At 54.0% G+C, this 17,145-nt stretch carries 10 protein-coding genes; 4 read left to right on the top strand and 6 right to left on the bottom strand.

Going from position 1 to position 17,145, the window contains the following annotated elements; translation table 11 throughout:
• Positions 1-75 precede the first annotated feature (75 nt).
• On the bottom strand, positions 76-1,059 hold the full coding sequence (locus tag SBI19_RS17350; protein WP_317970417.1) for an ABC transporter substrate-binding protein: 984 nt from the start codon (positions 1,057-1,059) through the stop codon (positions 76-78).
• Positions 1,060-1,371: 312 nt separating this feature from the next.
• On the opposite strand from SBI19_RS17350, the gene SBI19_RS17345 reads away from it, so the two are divergent.
• From SBI19_RS17345 to SBI19_RS17335, 3 genes are read left to right on the top strand one after another with little or no spacing between them, the layout of a single operon-like run.
• The gene (locus SBI19_RS17345) at positions 1,372-3,204 is read left to right on the top strand and encodes a cache domain-containing sensor histidine kinase (RefSeq protein WP_317970415.1); all 1,833 of its coding nucleotides are present in this window, start codon (positions 1,372-1,374) and stop codon (positions 3,202-3,204) included.
• Positions 3,182-4,411 carry a response regulator gene (locus tag SBI19_RS17340; protein ID WP_317970413.1) on the top strand — a complete coding sequence of 410 codons (1,230 nt, stop codon included), beginning with the start codon at positions 3,182-3,184 and terminating at the stop codon, positions 4,409-4,411. Before SBI19_RS17345 ends, SBI19_RS17340 begins: the two co-directional genes overlap by 23 nt.
• On the top strand, positions 4,398-5,489 hold the full coding sequence (locus SBI19_RS17335) for a sugar ABC transporter substrate-binding protein (protein ID WP_317970411.1): 1,092 nt from the start codon (positions 4,398-4,400) through the stop codon (positions 5,487-5,489). The genes SBI19_RS17340 and SBI19_RS17335 overlap by 14 nt, the downstream gene beginning before the upstream one ends.
• 471 nt (positions 5,490-5,960) lie before the next feature.
• Here the strand turns inward: SBI19_RS17335 and SBI19_RS17330 are convergent, their stop codons facing one another.
• The 3 genes from SBI19_RS17330 to thrC form a co-directional block, all read right to left on the bottom strand.
• Positions 5,961-6,401 (bottom strand): VOC family protein, encoded by a 441-nt coding sequence (locus SBI19_RS17330; RefSeq protein WP_317970409.1) that lies wholly within the window; start codon positions 6,399-6,401, stop codon positions 5,961-5,963.
• A 192-nt stretch (positions 6,402-6,593) separates the two neighbouring features.
• Positions 6,594-7,361, bottom strand: coding sequence for a hypothetical protein (locus SBI19_RS17325; RefSeq protein ID WP_317970407.1), 768 nt, complete (start codon positions 7,359-7,361; stop codon positions 6,594-6,596).
• Between the two features lie 192 nt (positions 7,362-7,553).
• Positions 7,554-8,954, bottom strand: a complete 1,401-nt coding sequence (gene thrC, locus SBI19_RS17320) for a threonine synthase (protein WP_317970405.1) — start codon at positions 8,952-8,954, stop codon at positions 7,554-7,556.
• Between the two features lie 264 nt (positions 8,955-9,218).
• Here thrC and SBI19_RS17315 point away from each other — a divergent pair, with 264 nt between their 5' ends.
• Entirely contained in the window at positions 9,219-10,436 is a 1,218-nt protein-coding gene (locus tag SBI19_RS17315; RefSeq protein WP_317970403.1) for an acyltransferase, read from the top strand.
• Between the two features lie 110 nt (positions 10,437-10,546).
• Here SBI19_RS17315 and pgsA read toward each other — a convergent pair whose 3' ends face one another.
• Both pgsA and SBI19_RS17305 read right to left on the bottom strand, forming a co-directional pair.
• Positions 10,547-11,134 (bottom strand): CDP-diacylglycerol--glycerol-3-phosphate 3-phosphatidyltransferase, encoded by a 588-nt coding sequence (gene pgsA, locus SBI19_RS17310; RefSeq protein WP_317970401.1) that lies wholly within the window; start codon positions 11,132-11,134, stop codon positions 10,547-10,549.
• 159 nt (positions 11,135-11,293) lie between these two features.
• Positions 11,294-17,140 (bottom strand): family 43 glycosylhydrolase, encoded by a 5,847-nt coding sequence (locus SBI19_RS17305; protein WP_317970399.1) that lies wholly within the window; start codon positions 17,138-17,140, stop codon positions 11,294-11,296.
• Between the last annotated feature and the right edge of the window lie 5 nt (positions 17,141-17,145).

Below are 17,145 nucleotides of genomic sequence, written 5' to 3'. Positions count from 1 at the left end.
CCTCTCTGCCGCAAGCGAAAAACCGCTTCGTCCGATAAATCGTACCGAAGCGGCTTACGCAAGTGGCTGTTACGATTAATATTTGCGGTCAGGCAGCGCTGCTTTCGCTTCTTCGGAAGTGAACGTGCCTTCCTTCGTTACGATCCGTTTCTCAAGCGTTTTGCCAGCAACAACATCGCGTACAGCGTCCATAAGCTGTGGTCCGAGGAGCGGATTGCACTCGACGATGAAGTTGATTTTGCCTTCGCTTGCTGCCGTCATGCCGTCTTTTACTGCGTCGACGGAGATGATTTTGATATCAACGCCCGGCTTCAGACCAGCTGCTTCGATTGCTTGGATTGCGCCGAGCGCCATGTCGTCATTGTGAGCGTACAGCACGTCGATCTTCGGATTCGCTTTCAGGAACGCTTGCATAACTTCTTTACCTTTAGCACGCGTGAAGTCGCCTGTTTGCGAAGCGATGATTTTCAGGTGGGAGTTGCCTTTGATCGCTTCTTCGAAGCCCGATTTGCGGTCGATTGCCGGAGCGGAGCCCGTCGTGCCTTGCAGCTCGACGATGTTCACGTCAGCCGAAGCGTCTTTGTATTGGTCAGCCAGCCATTGGCCTGCTTTCTTGCCTTCTTCAACGAAGTCGGAGCCGATGAACGTTACGTACAGCGACGTGTCAGCCGAATCTACCGCACGGTCCGTCAGGATAACCGGAATGCCAGCGTCCTTCGCTTCTTTCAATACCGTATCCCAACCGGATTCAACGACTGGCGAGAATGCGATAACGTCAACCTTTTGCTGAATGAATGTACGAATGGCTTTGATTTGGTTCTCTTGCTTCTGCTGCGCATCGGAGAACTTCAGATCGAAGCCCGCTTCAGCAGCCGAATCCTTGACCGAGTTCGTGTTCGCCGTACGCCAGCCGCTCTCTGCGCCTACTTGTGCGAAGCCGAGCGAGATGTCGCTTGTGCTCCCCGACGTTTTCTTGTCTTCACTTTTGCCGCAAGCCGTAGCGACCAGCATGAGCAGCGTCAGCGTGAGCAGTCCCCACATTTTGGTTTTTCTCTTCACGTTCAAATCCCCCTTAGATATCGGTCACCTGTTCGGTGTGAGTTCATTATAAAACGCTTACATTGCCAGGTTATACGGAGCAATACGCGAGTTTCGTTCGTTTTTTTATCGATTTGAACCTGAGGCCCGGAGAGGAAAATCCGACTTTTTTGTGCGATAACCTGAATTTCTTGTTCATGCTTTCGGTCAATAGGGTGAAAGGTAGGTTTTTTTTGTGATTTTAGGTCAAAATGGTTGCGTTTACATCGTATACCCCACCCAAATTTGTTATCATTAGGCTGATCTATACAGACAGAAAGGACGACACCATCTATGAAGATGATCCGATGGCGATGGTCCAGTCTTCGCGCGAAGCTGCTCGTCATGTTCGTTCTGATCTCGTCGGTTCCGATGATCGTCGTCGGCCTCGTCTCTTATCAGAAATCGTTCGCGACCATATCCGGCCACGGCAAAGCGTCCGCTCTGCTTGAAGCAGATCGGCTCGCCCGGGATATCGACGGTTTGTTCCAGGATACGGGCAAGCTGCTCGAACTGGAAGAAAATCCGCAAGTGCTGAGCTTCCTCTTCTCCCAGAGCGACACGTACGAGGATGCCAAGGCGATACTGCGCACGTTCGAGCTGTACCGCGAAACGTACAAATACGAAGACGTATTGAATATTTCGATGGTGAATTTATATGGGCGGGGCATCAGCGAACGCCGAGGCGTGTTCCAGCTGGAGCGCAACCCGCTGCGCAATCCGCATTTCGTCAAGCTGCTCGGCGAGCCGGATTTGGTGCTGAACGTACCGCCGTCAGAAGCGTTGGAGCTTGATCGGGTCGACGGCTTTCAATATGAAGGCCGCAACGTCATCTCGATTATGGCTACAATCAAGCAGCGCATTACGAAGGAAGTGATCGGCTTCATCGTCATCGACTTGGATGACAGCATCGTAAGGCAGTTCTGCGATGACAGCCTGATCGGTAAGACTGGCTACTTCTATGTTGCTAGCTCGGGCGGTAATCCCATCTTCATGCCGTCCGCGGTTAAGTCAGATGCACTCCCGTTCCAACCCGCTGATCTCGGGCCGCGGCTCGCTGAGGATCGAGAAGGCTTCGTTGAACGTTCCGTAGGCAAGCCCTTATTCGTTATGTATTCCACATCACAGCTAACCGGCTGGAAAATCGTCGGCCTCGTTCCGCTGCAGGAGCTGATGAGGGACGCCGATGAGATTCGGCAGCTGATCATCATAAGCGTTACGCTCAGTCTTGTGTTTACGATCTCGTTGTACTTCTTCGTAACGACTCGTCTCACCCGCCCTGTTCAAGTGCTCATGAACAAAATGCGGCAGGCGGCAGGCGGTTACCTCGAAGCGAAGGTCAAGCCGACCGGGTCCGATGAAATCGCTGACCTCGGCAACAGCTTCAATATAATGCTTGGCAAAATCCGCGAGCTGCTCGATCAGAGCATCAAGGAACGCGAGAACATTCAGAAGGCGGAGCTTCGCGCCCTGCAGGCGCAGATTAATCCGCACTTCCTCTACAACACGCTCGACTCGATCATCTGGATGGCCGAAGCCGGCAAGAATGAGCAGGTCATCCGGCTCGTGCAGGCGTTGGCAAGATTTTTCCGAATCGGCTTGAACAAAGGGATGGAATGGGTGACGCTGAAGGAGGAGCTCGAGCATGTGCGCAGCTATCTCGTCATCCAACAGATGCGATACCGCGATATTCTCGACTACGAGATTATCGTGCCGGATTCGCTGCTCAACATTCATCTGCTCAAAATGACGCTCCAGCCGCTCGTCGAGAACGCGCTGTATCACGGCATCAAGAACAAGCGCGGACGCGGCATGATAACGATCGCCGCAACCGTCGATGCAGGCGGATGCCTGATGCTGGCCGTCGAGGACGACGGCATCGGCATGACCGAGCAGCGGCTCACCGAGCTTCGCGAGCTGCTGGCGAAGGGGCGTCTGCCGGAGAAAACCGGCGACGAAGTGTCGGGAGGCTTCGGGCTCCACAACGTTCATCAGCGCATCCGGCTGTATTATGGCGAGGCGTACGGCGTCGAGCTGTACAGCGAACCGCAGGCCGGCACACGCGTCATCCTGAAGATTCCGCACCGCATGGGAGGAACGATCTATGAAAAAAGTGATGCTGGTTGACGACGAAATATTGATCCGCGAGAATATCCGCGATTGCATTCCATGGACGCAGGAAGGGTTCACCTACTGCGGGGATGCGCCGGATGGCGAGGTCGCGCTGCCGCTGATCGATCAGCATGTGCCTGACATTCTCATTACCGATATTAAGATGCCATTCATGAATGGCTTGGAGCTAAGCCGAATCGTACGGGACAAATACCCGGAGATGAAGATCATCATCCTGAGCGGTCACGATGAGTTCCAATATGCACGCGAGGCGCTTCGCCTTGGCGTCGAGGACTACTGCTTGAAGCCGGTTAGCGCCGCGGATATCGTGAAGCTCCTGCAAGAGGTCAGCTGCAAGATTGACCGCCAGCGCCAAGAGCGCGAACGGCTGGAGAAGCTTGCGAATCGGCTTGCGGCGCAGCGCGATGTACCTGGGGGTACAGCTGAGCGAGGCGGCACTGCTGGACTTGGGATGGATGGCATCGGCGGTATGGTCGGTGCAGCTGGAGCGGTTGGAATGTCCAGTGCAGCAGTGGCTCCCTCCCATGTGCATCTGGATCGTCAGCGATTCATCTCGTTCCTGAAAGTCGGCGTCCCGGCAGAAACAGAGTCGTTCGTTCGAGAGTACCTTGCGCCGCTTCATGGCATGGACTGGTCGGCTGCCGGCTATGGGCGGTACGCGCTGAACGATCTGACCGTTGAGTGCTGGCAGGCAGCGCGCGAGCTGCTGCGAAGCCCTGAACTATCGGCGGAGGAGCATCAGCGCTTCACGCAGGCAATCGCGGAAGTACGGTCATCGGAGGATGCTGTCCGTTATCTGCTCCTTGTAGCGGAGCAATTCTGGACGTGGCGTGCGCAGGCGGCAGGCCGCTATAATGATCAGCTGCGGGATGTGAAATCGTTCATCGATGCGCACATCGGCGATGATAAACTCTCGCTTCAAGATGCGGCGGCGCATGTTCGCATGAGTCCCTCGCATCTTAGCAAAATTTTCGCGCAGGAAACCGGCGAGACGTTCATCGAATACGTCATGCAGATGCGCATTCGCAAAGCGATGGAGCTGCTGCTGGCAACGAACGATAAGACGTATGAAGTGGCGTTCAAGGTGGGGTACAACGATGCCCACTACTTCTCCAACGTGTTCCGCAAGGCAACCGGCATGACGCCGCGCGATTTCCGCAAGAGAGGCGTGACGGGGCGTGAGCAGCATGTTGATCGATAAAAGCGGGCGGCAGACTGGTCAGCAGCGACATAGGTCTCGCCGGCTGCGACTCACTCTGCGGCGGTGCTTGCAAACTGCGCTAACGGTCATGCTCATCGCGCTGTTAACGACAGGATGCTGGGGTGGCAAGAGCGAGGATGATGGAAGCGACGTTACTGCGATTGCCGGAACAGAAGTGAAATCTGCAACTGCGGATAAGACAGCTAGTAACAGTAACAGTAACAATGACATAGCGCTTACCTTCGGCATTTTGTACCCGTTCGCTCATCCGTTCTACGAGACGATCACGAAGCAGGCGCAGCAAGCTGCTGGTCCCCAGCATGTGACGCTGCTCGTGCAGGCGCCGGATGAAGCGAACGCGGAGCAGCAGATCCGGATGATGGAGAATATGATCAACCGTCATGTTGACGGCATTGCCGTCGATCCGATCGATGCCGAAGCCATGCAGCCCGTTATCGACAAGGCAATTGCCGCGGGCATTCCCGTCATCTGCTTCGAATCCGATGCTCCCGGCAGCAAGCGGCTATCCTTCATCGGCGCGGACAACCGTCTCGCCGGACAGCGGATGGGCGGTCTGATCGACGGACTGCTTGGCGGCCGCGGCATGATCCTCGTCGAGACAGGCGCCTCGCATATGGACAGCTTGAATAAACGGCTCGAAGGGCTGCGCCACTATCTTGAGAGCTATACCGAAATTCAAATCCTAGATGTTCGCTACAACGAGGGCAGCGAAGCGGCCGCGCAGACCGATCTGGAGCAGATGATAGATGACCATCCGCATTTTGACGCCTTCGTCGCGCTGGATCCGCTGTCCGTATCGGCTGCTGTACTCGTGTGGAAGGCGATGGGGCTCAGCCGCCACGCGCTTACGTTCGGCATGATGCCCGAGATCGAGGACGCCATCCGCAACGGTCAGCTGACCGCCACCGTGTCGCAATACGAGCAGGAATGGGGCACTCAGATCGTATCGCGGCTGCTGCAAGCGGCTGGCGGCCATAAGCTCCCCTCCTTCTCGGACACAGGGATGACCGATGTGACGATCGATACGCTTAATCGAGCAGCGGAGGAAGCAGATTGAATGAAGGGTCATCAATGGTGCTGCGCACCGTTGATGACCCCTTACTTCCGATGTTGGTTAGTATGAAGCAATATATCCCTGCATGCGGATGCTACATTGCACGTCGTTCAATTGGAACTCATTCGCTCGCCATCGCCTACGTCTACCGTCCCCCGCTCATCGTTGTTCGCTTCGCATATCGTTACACTTCAACTGCTCCACATTTGCTCCATTGCACGCTGTACAATAGAATCACATACGTTCGCCCTCTTCGCTCTACTCCGTTGTATTTCGTACAGCAGGAAATGACCTGTAACGCGTAAATTACCCCGATCAAGCACATTCGGGTCTATATCTGTTGTACAGAATACAATTGAGAGCAGCCAAAGACGTTCATACCGAGCATTCCGTTGTACAAAATGCAGCAGCATACTTGCCCGTACATACAAAAACCAGCCCATCAACAATGCAGGGCTGGTTTAGTATCATCATTTACCAAGTGCCGTACGTGTTCAGTTCAACCTTGCGGCCGTCCGGATCATAGAATGCGATCTCGCGGCCGCAGCCTCCGCGATCCACGATTCCGTCAGTCGCCAGTTCCACACCGTATTCAATCATTCGCGAGTAGAGCTCTTCGATCTCGGAATCCTTCACTCTGAACAGCAGAACAGCGTGGTTATAGCCTTCAAGGTTATTGAAGCTAAGCGACAGCTTGTCCTCGGATTGTACGAAAAACAATGTCAAACTAGATGCCGTATGGAGAACGACTAAACCTGCTCCTTCTTGGAGCGGTGAATGATGCGATGCATTCGGATCGAATCCAAAGATGTCAACATACCACTTCGCGGTGGTGTAAGGGTCCTTAGCTGGAAGATACAATGTCTCAATGTCCATGAGGTAAGGCTGCTTCTTCTCGACAACTTGCTCGCTCATTGCGGTTCCCCTCTCACATCTAATTCAAGTAATTAAAGTATTCTACAACAACCAAATTTTAGCGTACATACGTTCTCATGTAAACCTGTATCTGTAAACTTTACCTTGTTATTCTTATATTAAAAAACCGCATGCTGCTCATCCAACAGGGATAAGAGCGTGCGGCTCTAGCGCTATATAATATCGAACTTCCTATTTGGAAGGCGAATAGGACTGGTACAGTTTGTAGATCGCCTCATTAATCTCGGAATCCGTCATGTCATAACGGAGATCGGGGTCGCTGAAACTATTTGCGTTAGATGATCCTGCTATTGTCGAAGACTGCTTCGTCAATGCCGTCAGCTGCGCATAATAATTGCTGCGGCTTGCATCGTATTGCTTTTTGCTTACTTTTTTGCCGCTGGAATAATAGATCCCCTCCCAATTGCCGCCTTCTGTCTGCTCCTCGTAGAACCCGTTGATCTCCTTCGTCGTCAGCACGGTCCCGTTCAGCGTCAGCGAATAATCTCCACCGCTCACACTGACAGCGCCGCCTCCGCTGTCCTTGCCAATGACAACGTACTTGCCTGTTTTCTTCTCTTTGTAGACGAGAATATGGCCTTTCACGAATGCGGTCATGCCAAGGTTGAAGCCAATGGATCCGCTGTCTCCAGCACCTGGTCCCTTCTGCGTAAGCTTCTGTACCTTGCCGTTCTTATATGTATAGGCGATATCGATCACGTTCTCTGTACGGTAGCTTAACCCTCCGAACAGCTCCGGCACGCCGTCGCGGTCGATATCGACCAGCGTGATAACGCAATCGCCAATCATCAAGTCTTCCGACTTCAAATAGTTCGCAATATACTTCTTGTACGCGTCCTTCCACTTCGGCTGCTGAGCCGTTGACGTCGAAGCGCCATAAGCCAGGCTGTCCCCCATTAACAAGCTTGCGATTGCTGCGCTGCTAATCCATCTCTTCATCTCTATTTCTCTCTCCCGTCTCCCCAATCATGGATGTTGATTTACACATCTACGCATCATAGCATACATCAATGGCGCTTGTTATATTTTTCCTGAAAAAAAAAGAGATTTTGTCGAAAGCATCATTACTCGTAATGTGCAAAATAAAAAGCCCGCGTCCAAGACGCGGGCTTCCTTAACCAACCTGATCGATTAGCGGCTGCCGAAAAACTCGACAAGCTCGTTTGCGATAATCGACGTTTCGCCGTCGACGATTTTCATGCTTTGCGGTTTGTTGAACAACGCTTCGATCTGCGCCGGGAACGTCTGCTTGATGCCAGTCAGCTGAACCGCTTCGTCGAACTTCGCCGGATGCGCCGTAGCGAGCGATACGATAACGCCGCCCGTACCGCGCTGCTCAGCTGCTGCAACGCCGCAAGCCGAGTGCGGATCGAGAATATAGCCGCCGGCCGACTCGAAACGTTTGATCGTATCGAGGCACTCGTCGTTATCAACGCCGTAAGCGCCGAACTCCGTGCGGACCTTCGCGAGCGTCTCCTCGTTCACGGACAAGCTGCCTTCGCTGCGGAACGCATTCATCAGCGATTCAATTGCTGCCGTATCTTCGCCTAGTACATAGTACAGGTACCGCTCGAAGTTGCTCGCAACTTGAATGTCCATCGATGGGCTGTGCGTCATGCGGAAATTGTCCGGCTTGTAGACGCCCGTATCCACGAAGCGCTCCAAGATGTTGTTCGCATTCGTCGCAACGATGAGACGGTCAACCGGCAAGCCCATACGCTTCGCCAGGTAACCTGCGAAGATGTCGCCGAAGTTGCCCGAAGGAACGCTGAAGCTGACTTTCTCCGCGCCGCCGGCTTCCTGCTCTTGAACGCGGAAGTAAGCGTAGAAGTAGTAAACCGTCTGTGCGATGATGCGGACGATGTTGATCGAGTTGATCGCGCACAGGTTGTTCTTCGCCTTGAAGTCGAGGTCTGCGAACAGATCCTTAATGATGCGTTGGCAATCGTCGAAGTTGCCATGAACGGACAGGTTCAGGACGTTGTCCTCTGCGACTGTCGTCATTTGCAGCTCTTGCACCTTACTTACTTTGCCATGCGGGTGAAGGATACAGATGTTGATGCCTTCTTTGCCGCGAACGCCCTCGATGGACGATGCGCCCGTGTCGCCGGACGTCGCGCCGAGGATGTTGATCTTCAGGTTACGCGTACGCGCTACGTACGTGTACAGCTGACCCATGAATTGAAGCGCGATATCTTTGAAAGCAAACGTTGGACCGTGGAACAGCTCCAGCAAGTACAGCTTGTCCTTCAGCTTCGTTACCGGCGTTACTTCCGGATGGCGGAACGTCGCGTAGCTGTCTTCCACGAGTTTCTTCAGATCGCCCGCTGGAATTTCGTTATTCGTATACAAATCGAGAATGGCCAGCGTCAGCTCTTGGTATGACAGCTTCGACCACGCCTTCAACGTCTCATCGGATACAGTCGGAATTTGCTCGGGAACAAGCAGACCGCCGTCAGTCGCCAATCCCATCAGAAAAGCATCAACAAAGCCGATCCCACTTACATTGCCTCTCGTGCTCATGTACTGCATGCTAATTTCCCTCCTACTAATATCGACACCAATACAGGTCTGTGCCGATTCATGTGCGCCTTCCCGCGCCCAAAGTCATTAGCGTAATTATACGTTCCGCCCGCACAATCGTGCAAACAATTTTGAAAAAAATCGACATTTCCGTATCTATTCAGACAACGCTCAGCGGCAATTCAGATTGAGGGTTCAGACTAGGCTCATCCGAGAAACAACGAGCAGTCTTCCATCCTGCTCGACAACAAGTACACACAAAGGAGCTTGCTTATGTCCGCACAACCTGCGAATACCGCCGCACAGCTCGATCGCAGGGACCGACTTCCCGAGATCCCGCTCGTGCGTGCGATTGCCATTGTCGGCGTACTTTGCGTACACTCCACCTCGAATGCCACTGTCGAAATGACGAATTCAGGCATTTATTGGTTGTATAATTTCATCAATATTATGGCAAAATTCGGGACGCCGACGTTTATTTTTCTAAGCAGCTTCGTGCTGTTCTACAACTATATCGACCGTCCGATCGGAGCAGGGATGCTGAAGTCGTTTTATCGCAAAAGAGCGGTCGGCATTCTAATCCCTTATCTGCTCTTCTCGATTGTGTATGCCATTGCAACGCATGTGTTGTATTACCCGGATCAACCGCTTGGCGACGCGCTGCACAGCTTCGCGACCAATGTGCTGACAGGCAAAGCCTATACGCACTTGTACTTCGTGTTCATTAACGTGCAGTTCTATATCCTGTTCCCGCTGACGCTGTGGCTGTTCCAGAAACGTCCGCAACTGATCAAGTGGGCCCTGCCAATCGGATTGGCCGTGCAGTGGGGATTCGTCCTGTTGAACAAATACGGCCTGCAGATCGCGAACAAGGGCAGCTGGGCGCCATCCTACTTCTCTTATTATATGTTAGGAGCATTAATTGGCATTCAATACCCACGCATCAAGCAGCGGCTGACGTCAAGCAGCAGCCGTCAAGCGGGTCCAATCCCGCTGCTGGCATGCGTCGCTCTGTTCGGAGCTTGGCTGGCGACAGGACTCGCGCACGTCTGGATCTGGTATGAAACTCGCTTGAATGTTGCGTTATACAACTCCCTGCTTTACGAAGCGCTGTGGAATGCCTATACGATCATCAGTGCAATCTTACTGCTCGTAATGGCGGTGTTCATCGCACGCCACGGTTCGAGATGGGTCGTTCGTATTCTAAATCGGCTTGGCGCGTTATCGTTCGGCATCTATCTGCTTCACCCGATGCTGCTGCTTGCGTATCGCCATCGTCCGATTCATGCGGGCAATTCGATGCTCGTTCATCTCTGGTACGCAGGCGGCTTCGTGCTTGCACTGAGCGGCGCTTGGCTGATCGTTGGCCTGGCGGCTCGCTGGCTGCCGTTCGCATCGTTGTTGTTCGGTCAGCTGCCTGAGCGGAAGAAGATAACGACCGACGACGGCAGCAACAAGGTAACCCCACCTTACGGCGTACCTACCGCTTAGCCGAAGACAATAAGACCGAGCAGCTTGCTGCTCGGTCTTGTCGCTGTCTGGTAGTCTCACTCATGCTCGCCAGTCCCGTTCAAGCGTTCAATTCAAGCGTCTTCCGCTTCTCAGATCTCCAGCTGCAGCTCGCGGTAATTGTTCTTCACATACTGATAGCCCGAATACACCGTCAGCACGACCGCTGCGAGCATGATCGTCAGATCAATCGGGAAATCGATCAAGAACGCGAACGGGTAGTTGTCCAACAACACAGCCGTAATCGCGACGACCTGAAGAACCAGCTTAATCTTGCCGTGTCGATCAGCGGCAAGTGCGACGCCTTTCTCCGCCGCCAGAATACGCAGACCGGACACCATGACTTCCCGTACGATGATGACGACTGCAATCCAAGATGGAATCATCTTCTGCTGCACCATCATGATGAGCGCCACCGAGACGAGCAGCTTGTCCGCGAGCGGGTCCAACAGTTTGCCCAGATTCGTAATCATGTTGTATTTGCGCGCAATGTAGCCATCCAGCTTGTCCGTTGCGGATGCAAGAACGAACAAACCGACCGCCCAATAAAGACCGTACTGATTAATGTAGTGAATGAAGCCGACTCGCTCCTCCATCCAAGACGGATAGCGCTGGAACGCGAGCATGAACAGCGGAATCATTGCGATTCGGATGACCGTTATTTTGTTCGCAAGATTCATGAACTCACCTCTCCATGATTAGGATTCATCATCATGTATTTACCACATTCATACAGACTATAATCATCACAAAAGCCCGTCTCCGGCAAGCGATGCTAGCTCCGGAAACGGGCATTTCGTTTGCTGACTTGCTAGTTATCGGCTAGCTGTCGGCTGCTCCTAAATCAAATCTGATTTATGCAGCAACAGCTGAACGATCTTCGCAACCTCAGCTCTTGTAATCGTCGCTTTCGGCGCGAGCATATTCCCGTTTCTGCCGGACACGATTCCCGACTGAACGCTCAGTGCAACGCCGGTCTTCGCCCAACTCGATACTTGCGCTGTATCCGCGAATCCGCCAAGCACATCATCGGCGGAACGTTCTGCAAGCTCGTCAATCAGACCCGTAATGACCATCGCCTTGGCCATAATCGTCATCGCCTGTTCGCGCGTAATGGCATCGTTCGGACGGAAGGTGCCATCCTTGAAGCCATCGATCAAGCCGTACGTCTGCGCTGTCTTCACCGCACTGCTGTACCAAGCGGTTGCCGCTACGTCCGTAAAGACAGCCGCACTGCTCTCCAGCTTCAGTCCAAGTCCCCGCACGATAATCGCTGCGAATTCTGCGCGCGTAATGGCGTTATTCGGACTGAACTGTCCGCTGCCCGTACCATTCACGACCATGCGGGAAGCCAGCTCCTCCACCTCTTCCTTCGCCCAATGCTGCGCCATATCCGCGAAAATAACCGGATGTGCGATCACTGCATATGTGCTGTTCGTTACACTGCTTATTCGCGCATACGATTTCCCATCCATCGTAACGACCTTCGTCGGCACATGTCGCACGGTTCCATCCGGCTCAACGACGATAGCGGTTGTAATCGTTGTTGGATCGACGCCGTCCGGGATCGCAATGCTGCGTTCCACATAGCCCGTGTAACCATCTACCAGCATGATCGTATCGCCATGTACAACGCTTACGGTGAATTCTACCGGCGGAGCAATAAGCGTAAACGCGCCTGTCTTAGCGGCGTTCTCGACAACCTGCACTATAGACTCGCTCGATGCAGCAATTTCGATCCGCAGCTGAATGTCCTTCAACGACACCGATCCGTCGTTAACGCCAGCCAATGCATTCAGATCGATCTGATCCGCATGCAGTCGATAAGACCCAAGCCTCGTCTTGAACTCGATGACCGCCTGTTTGTCCTGCAAGCTCTTAAGGAGCGAGACGTTAAGATCACCGATGATTGCATCCGAGCTGCTATCCACTTCAATCGACAACATGACAGGCTCCGACTGCGCAGCCAGCCACTGTTCCAACTTCTGCTGATCCAGCGTTACAACGGTTTGCGTCCTTCCGTCCTTCGTCGTTGTCTCCGCCGTGCCTGCTCCTTCTTCGCCATTGATGCGCACACCTGCAGTACTGCCGTTATTGCCTGGAGGTGTCGTGATGATCGGCGACTTTGGTCCTGTCGGCTCCGGTGGCGTCGTTCCGCCCTTCGCCTCCGTGAACTGCCAGTAGTCCAGGTTGAACAGCTTGCTTCCATCCCCGCCTTGGAATAGGAGGAATAGGTTATGAACCCCTGCCGTAGCTGTAACATCCGTGTGCAGCAGCTGCCACGTCTGATCATCCTTGGTCGGCGTCACGTTCAATGTACCGATGACTTGACCAATCGGACTGTCGAGTCGAAGCTCGATCTTCCCGCCGGCGCTGCCGGCGACGTTCGCGGCGAAGGATGCAGCGCCCTTGTCGCCGAAATCTACATTGGACACCGCCACCCAGTCGCCGTTGCTAATATTCGTTACATCCAGATTGATGCCGGACAGTGAGCCCGCAGGCGCCGTAGACGGCTCCGTTGCGATGCCCGCCTGCCAAGCAAGCGTCTCCGCCTCCGTGCGTTGATACGGATTCAACGTCGCAGCTGGTCCGACGCCCTCCATGTCCGCTTGAATGCTCTTAATCGCACCATCCTCATAGAAGTGAACCTTGTTGATATGCGTGGAACGATAGCCCTTGCCCTCTCCAAGCGCAGCCTTGCTCAGCGTCTGGGCATGGTAGACGACATACCATTCGTTGTTGAACTCGAAGATCGCGTGATGGTTATTGCCTCCGACTCCGAAGAAGGCGCCTGGATTTTTCAGAATCGATCCCACATACGTGAACGGCCCCATCGGACTGTCGCTCACCATGTACGCAATCTCGCCGGCAGGCGGCATGCCTTCAGGATGTGTGCCTGCGAAGTTCGAGCAATAGGTGTAGTAATACTTGCCGTTATATTTGTGAATTCCCGAGTCTTCGAACATGTACGGCGCATCGATTGTCGATGCTGCGCCTACTGTATGGACCATATCGTCTGTCAATCGAATGACTCTCGCCGTATTCGGGTGAGCGGCTTGTTCCGCAGTCGGGTTATTCGGAATGCCTCCGCCGAAATAAAGGTAAGCCGATCCGTCATCGTCTACCAGCACAGCCGGATCGAACAACCAGACGACGCCTGCCGTACCTTCTGTCGCGAAGGAAACGAGCGGTCCGCCAATCGGATCGGTCCAAGGCCCGGTCGGGCTGTCAGCTGTTAATACGCCGATACCGCCAGCGCCATTGGCGAAGTACAGGAAGAACTTATCCTTGCCGTCGATCACCTTATGCGCTGCGGCCGGCGCCCATGACAATCCTGCCCACTTGGCAGCGCCGTTCGCTCCTGCCACCGGGATCGCGCCATGATCGGTCCAGTTGACCATGTCGGCTGACGAGATGACATTAATCGTCTTGATCTGGCCATACGTATTATCCTTGATATTGCCGTTCGAATCATACTCATAAGCATCGTTCGTCATGTAGACGTAGACGCGTCCGTCAAAGACAAGCGCATAAGGATCGGCCCCGTATTTGTGGCTCATCAACGGATTCGAATAACCCGGCAGCTTGCCGATAGCGCCAGTATTCAACTGCTTCAACCCTATATTGGACACGGCATCCCTTACATCATATACGACGTCTCCGCCTTCGACATGGACATAATCGGTCGTGATCGTTATCGAATGATCAGACGTCGCGAATGCCTCCACCTTCAGCTTCATCGTCGCAAACAATCCGTCCTTCACATTGACTTGACCGCCGGCCACTTTGATCTGCAGCCGATGATCTGCAAACGTATAGGATGCAGCGCCTACTACATTAGCCGTATTGATCGACACATTCGACACGGAGAGTCCCTTCGGAATGTTGAACGATGCATCGATCGCGCTATAGCTTCCTTCCGGAAGCGCTGACAGCGTAATCGGCACCTCCAGCTCTACGTTCGGCACGCCGATGACATCGCTCACATCGCCAAGGTCTGCCTGGAGAACCGCAGCAGGTGCATTCTCGCCTGTTAATTTATCGCTGATTCGGAAATAGTCGAAATCTGCATAGCCGCCGGTCACCTTGGTCGCATAGTTGAACAACGCGAACCGATAGCCCATGAAGTGCGGAAGCGTGTACTGCATGTGCAGCGCATTGCCGATCCGCACCCATGTCAAACCATCCAGACTGAAGTAGAAGGCTGCGTTATCTGCTTGATTCTTGAAATCCATATCGATTTTGAAATAAACACGGTCCTGCGTGAGCGGAATCGACGCCGCCTCTACAGGCGCTGCTCCGCTGCCATCCACCATCACGATCGAACGCGTACTGCCTGACATCTTCACCCCAACGAAACCATACTTGGCTTGAAGCGCAGCAAGTCCCGCATAATCGCCATCTTTCATATGGCCGACATCCACTGCAATCGCACCTGAACTCTCCGGCCCGAAGGACCGCTGCGTAAGCGTGTTGCGGGCATCTAGAAGCGTGGTGCTCTTACGGCCAGTCGTCAGCCTTAGATAGCCTGGACGGTCCGTCAGCGACCAATTGTTATTGTCCGGATTATGATTCCACTGCCAGACGAGCGCCAGATTGGAACCATTATCGTCGTTCTCGCCGTTCTTCGCCGCCGCTGCGGCAGGCAGTGCTTTCTGAACGAACGAGACGTCGTCGACATAGAAATCCATTAGGTCGTTCACGGGATCAGGCGTCCCCGTCCAAGGCGTCTCCAGGAAAATAAACGTCTGCGAAATATCCGCATCGGCAGGCAGCGTATAGGTTCCTTCAACCGTCCCCCATTCGCCCTTCTTGATCGTCTTGGAACCGAGGATCTTGATGCCCTGCCAGCTTGGACCGTTCTGAATATCGAAGTTGAATTGCTTCTGATCCGGTCCGCTCGTATATTTCACTTTGGCCGAGAATTGATACGTTGCTCCTGCCGTTACTTCTCCCGTAATGACCTGCTTCGCACCGTCGCCCGTCGCCTTCCGTCCGGTCGTCAGGATGCTGTAAGCTCCGCTGTAATGCTCTGCGTCGGACATGGATGCCGCAGCGGCGCCGTTCGCCGTCCAAGGCGCCAGCCCTGCTTCCGCGTTGCCGTTATCGATCAACTCCGACACCGAGGTGTCGAGCATGGACACGTCATCGACGTAGAAGTCCATCAGATCGTTCGCAGGCTCCGGTGTCTGCACCCAAGGCGTCTCGATGAAGATAAACGTTTGCGAAATATCGGCATCGGCAGGCACCGTATACGTCCCCTCGATCGTGCCCCATTCTCCCTTGGCGATCGTCTTGGAGCCAAGAATCTTGATGCCCTGCCAGCTTGGCCCGTGCTGAATATCGAAGTTGAACGGCTTCGTGTCCGGACCGCTCGTGTATTTCACTTTAGCGGAGAAGCGGTAGGTAACGCCTGCTTGGATTTTGCCCGTCGTCACCTGCTTCGGACCGTCGCCAGTTACCGTTCTTCCCGATATGAGAAGCGCCTTCGAACCACTGCTATGTTCGGTATCCGTCGCGGCAACCGCCGCGCCATAGCTTCCCGCCCATGATGCGTCCTGGTCATTCTCGAAACCGCCGTTCACCAGAATTTCCGTGCCGCCAGTGGAACTGGATGGAACAGGCTGCACGCTTGCCTTCGGCTTCACAACCGTGTGATAGGCCGATGATTGGCTGGCATTCTGATAGAACTCATCAGACGCAGCGACCTTCGTAGCCGTTATGCCGTTCGATGACAGCCCGGTGTCGATCGTCGTTGGCACTTTGCCTTCTACGCCGAACACCGGCCAGCCGTCCGTCCATGTAACGGGTACGAGGTACGGAATCCGCCCGACTGCTCCGCGATCGCCGAACAGCAGCGCGTACCAATCTCCTTTCACCGTATCGATGATGCCGCCCTGCGCGATGCCTTGATCCTGCAGCGCAACCCTGCCCTCGTATGGTCCTGTAATCGAGTCCGAACGGAAAACCAGCTCCGTGCGCATACCGCCCGACGGCCACGTAATCAGGAAGACGTAGTACTTGCCGTTGATTTTCTGAATATGGGTGCCTTCTGCCGCCAATCCAACATTGTTTCCTGCAGCAAGGCTTGCATTCGGGATAATGACCTGATCGAGACCGCCCGGCTTAACGGCCGTCGCATCCGCATTCAGCTCAGTAATTCGAATATCGCCGCTGCCGTCAACAAGATAGACTCGCCCGTCATCATCGAACAACAGCGACATATCATGATGAAAGCCAAGCTCGGACTTCGTCCAAGGCCCATGCTCGATATCCGTCGTTTGGAAAATGTACGTCCGGCCCGTTGTAGACGAGCTGAACGTCACATAATACTTGCCGTTGTTGTACCGCAGACTGCTCGCCCACGAGCCTTTGCCGTATTCGTTCTGCCCGCCGCTCAGCGTCTGCTTCTCATCGTCTCCGAGCACGTCGTAGACATAATTGACGATCTCCCAATGAATCAGATCGTACGACTTCATAATCGGCACGCCGGGATTCATATGCATCGTCGTGCTCGTCATGTAATAGGCATTGCCTACTCGGATCACATCGGGGTCTGGAACGTCCGCCCAAATGACCGGGTTATTCGAAGCGCTTACATTTTGCTCCGCATATGTCGGTGATACAGGGATCAAGCTCACTAGCAGCACAAGCGTCAACAGAAGAGATAACCACTTTCTTTTCATTCTCG

This window comes from Paenibacillus sp. CCS19, from assembly GCF_033239625.1.
Classification (GTDB): domain Bacteria; phylum Bacillota; class Bacilli; order Paenibacillales; family Paenibacillaceae; genus Paenibacillus_T.
The sequence above is the reverse complement of the archived record's forward strand: the minus strand, read 5'-3'. Positions and strand labels throughout refer to the sequence as shown.

Bases quoted from the DNA above. Each gene is read 5' to 3' on its own strand.
- SBI19_RS17345 (WP_317970415.1), top strand. From the start codon at position 1,372: ATGAAGATGATCCGATGGCGATGGTCCAGTCTTCGCGCGAAGCTGCTC.
- SBI19_RS17340 (WP_317970413.1), top strand. From the start codon at position 3,182: ATGAAAAAAGTGATGCTGGTTGACGACGAAATATTGATCCGCGAGAAT.
- SBI19_RS17335 (WP_317970411.1), top strand. From the start codon at position 4,398: ATGTTGATCGATAAAAGCGGGCGGCAGACTGGTCAGCAGCGACATAGG.
- SBI19_RS17330 (WP_317970409.1), bottom strand. From the start codon at position 6,401: ATGAGCGAGCAAGTTGTCGAGAAGAAGCAGCCTTACCTCATGGACATT.
- SBI19_RS17325 (WP_317970407.1), bottom strand. From the start codon at position 7,361: ATGAAGAGATGGATTAGCAGCGCAGCAATCGCAAGCTTGTTAATGGGG.
- thrC (WP_317970405.1), bottom strand. From the start codon at position 8,954: ATGCAGTACATGAGCACGAGAGGCAATGTAAGTGGGATCGGCTTTGTT.
- SBI19_RS17315 (WP_317970403.1), top strand. From the start codon at position 9,219: ATGTCCGCACAACCTGCGAATACCGCCGCACAGCTCGATCGCAGGGAC.
- pgsA (WP_317970401.1), bottom strand. From the start codon at position 11,134: ATGAATCTTGCGAACAAAATAACGGTCATCCGAATCGCAATGATTCCG.
- SBI19_RS17305 (WP_317970399.1), bottom strand. From the start codon at position 17,140: ATGAAAAGAAAGTGGTTATCTCTTCTGTTGACGCTTGTGCTGCTAGTG.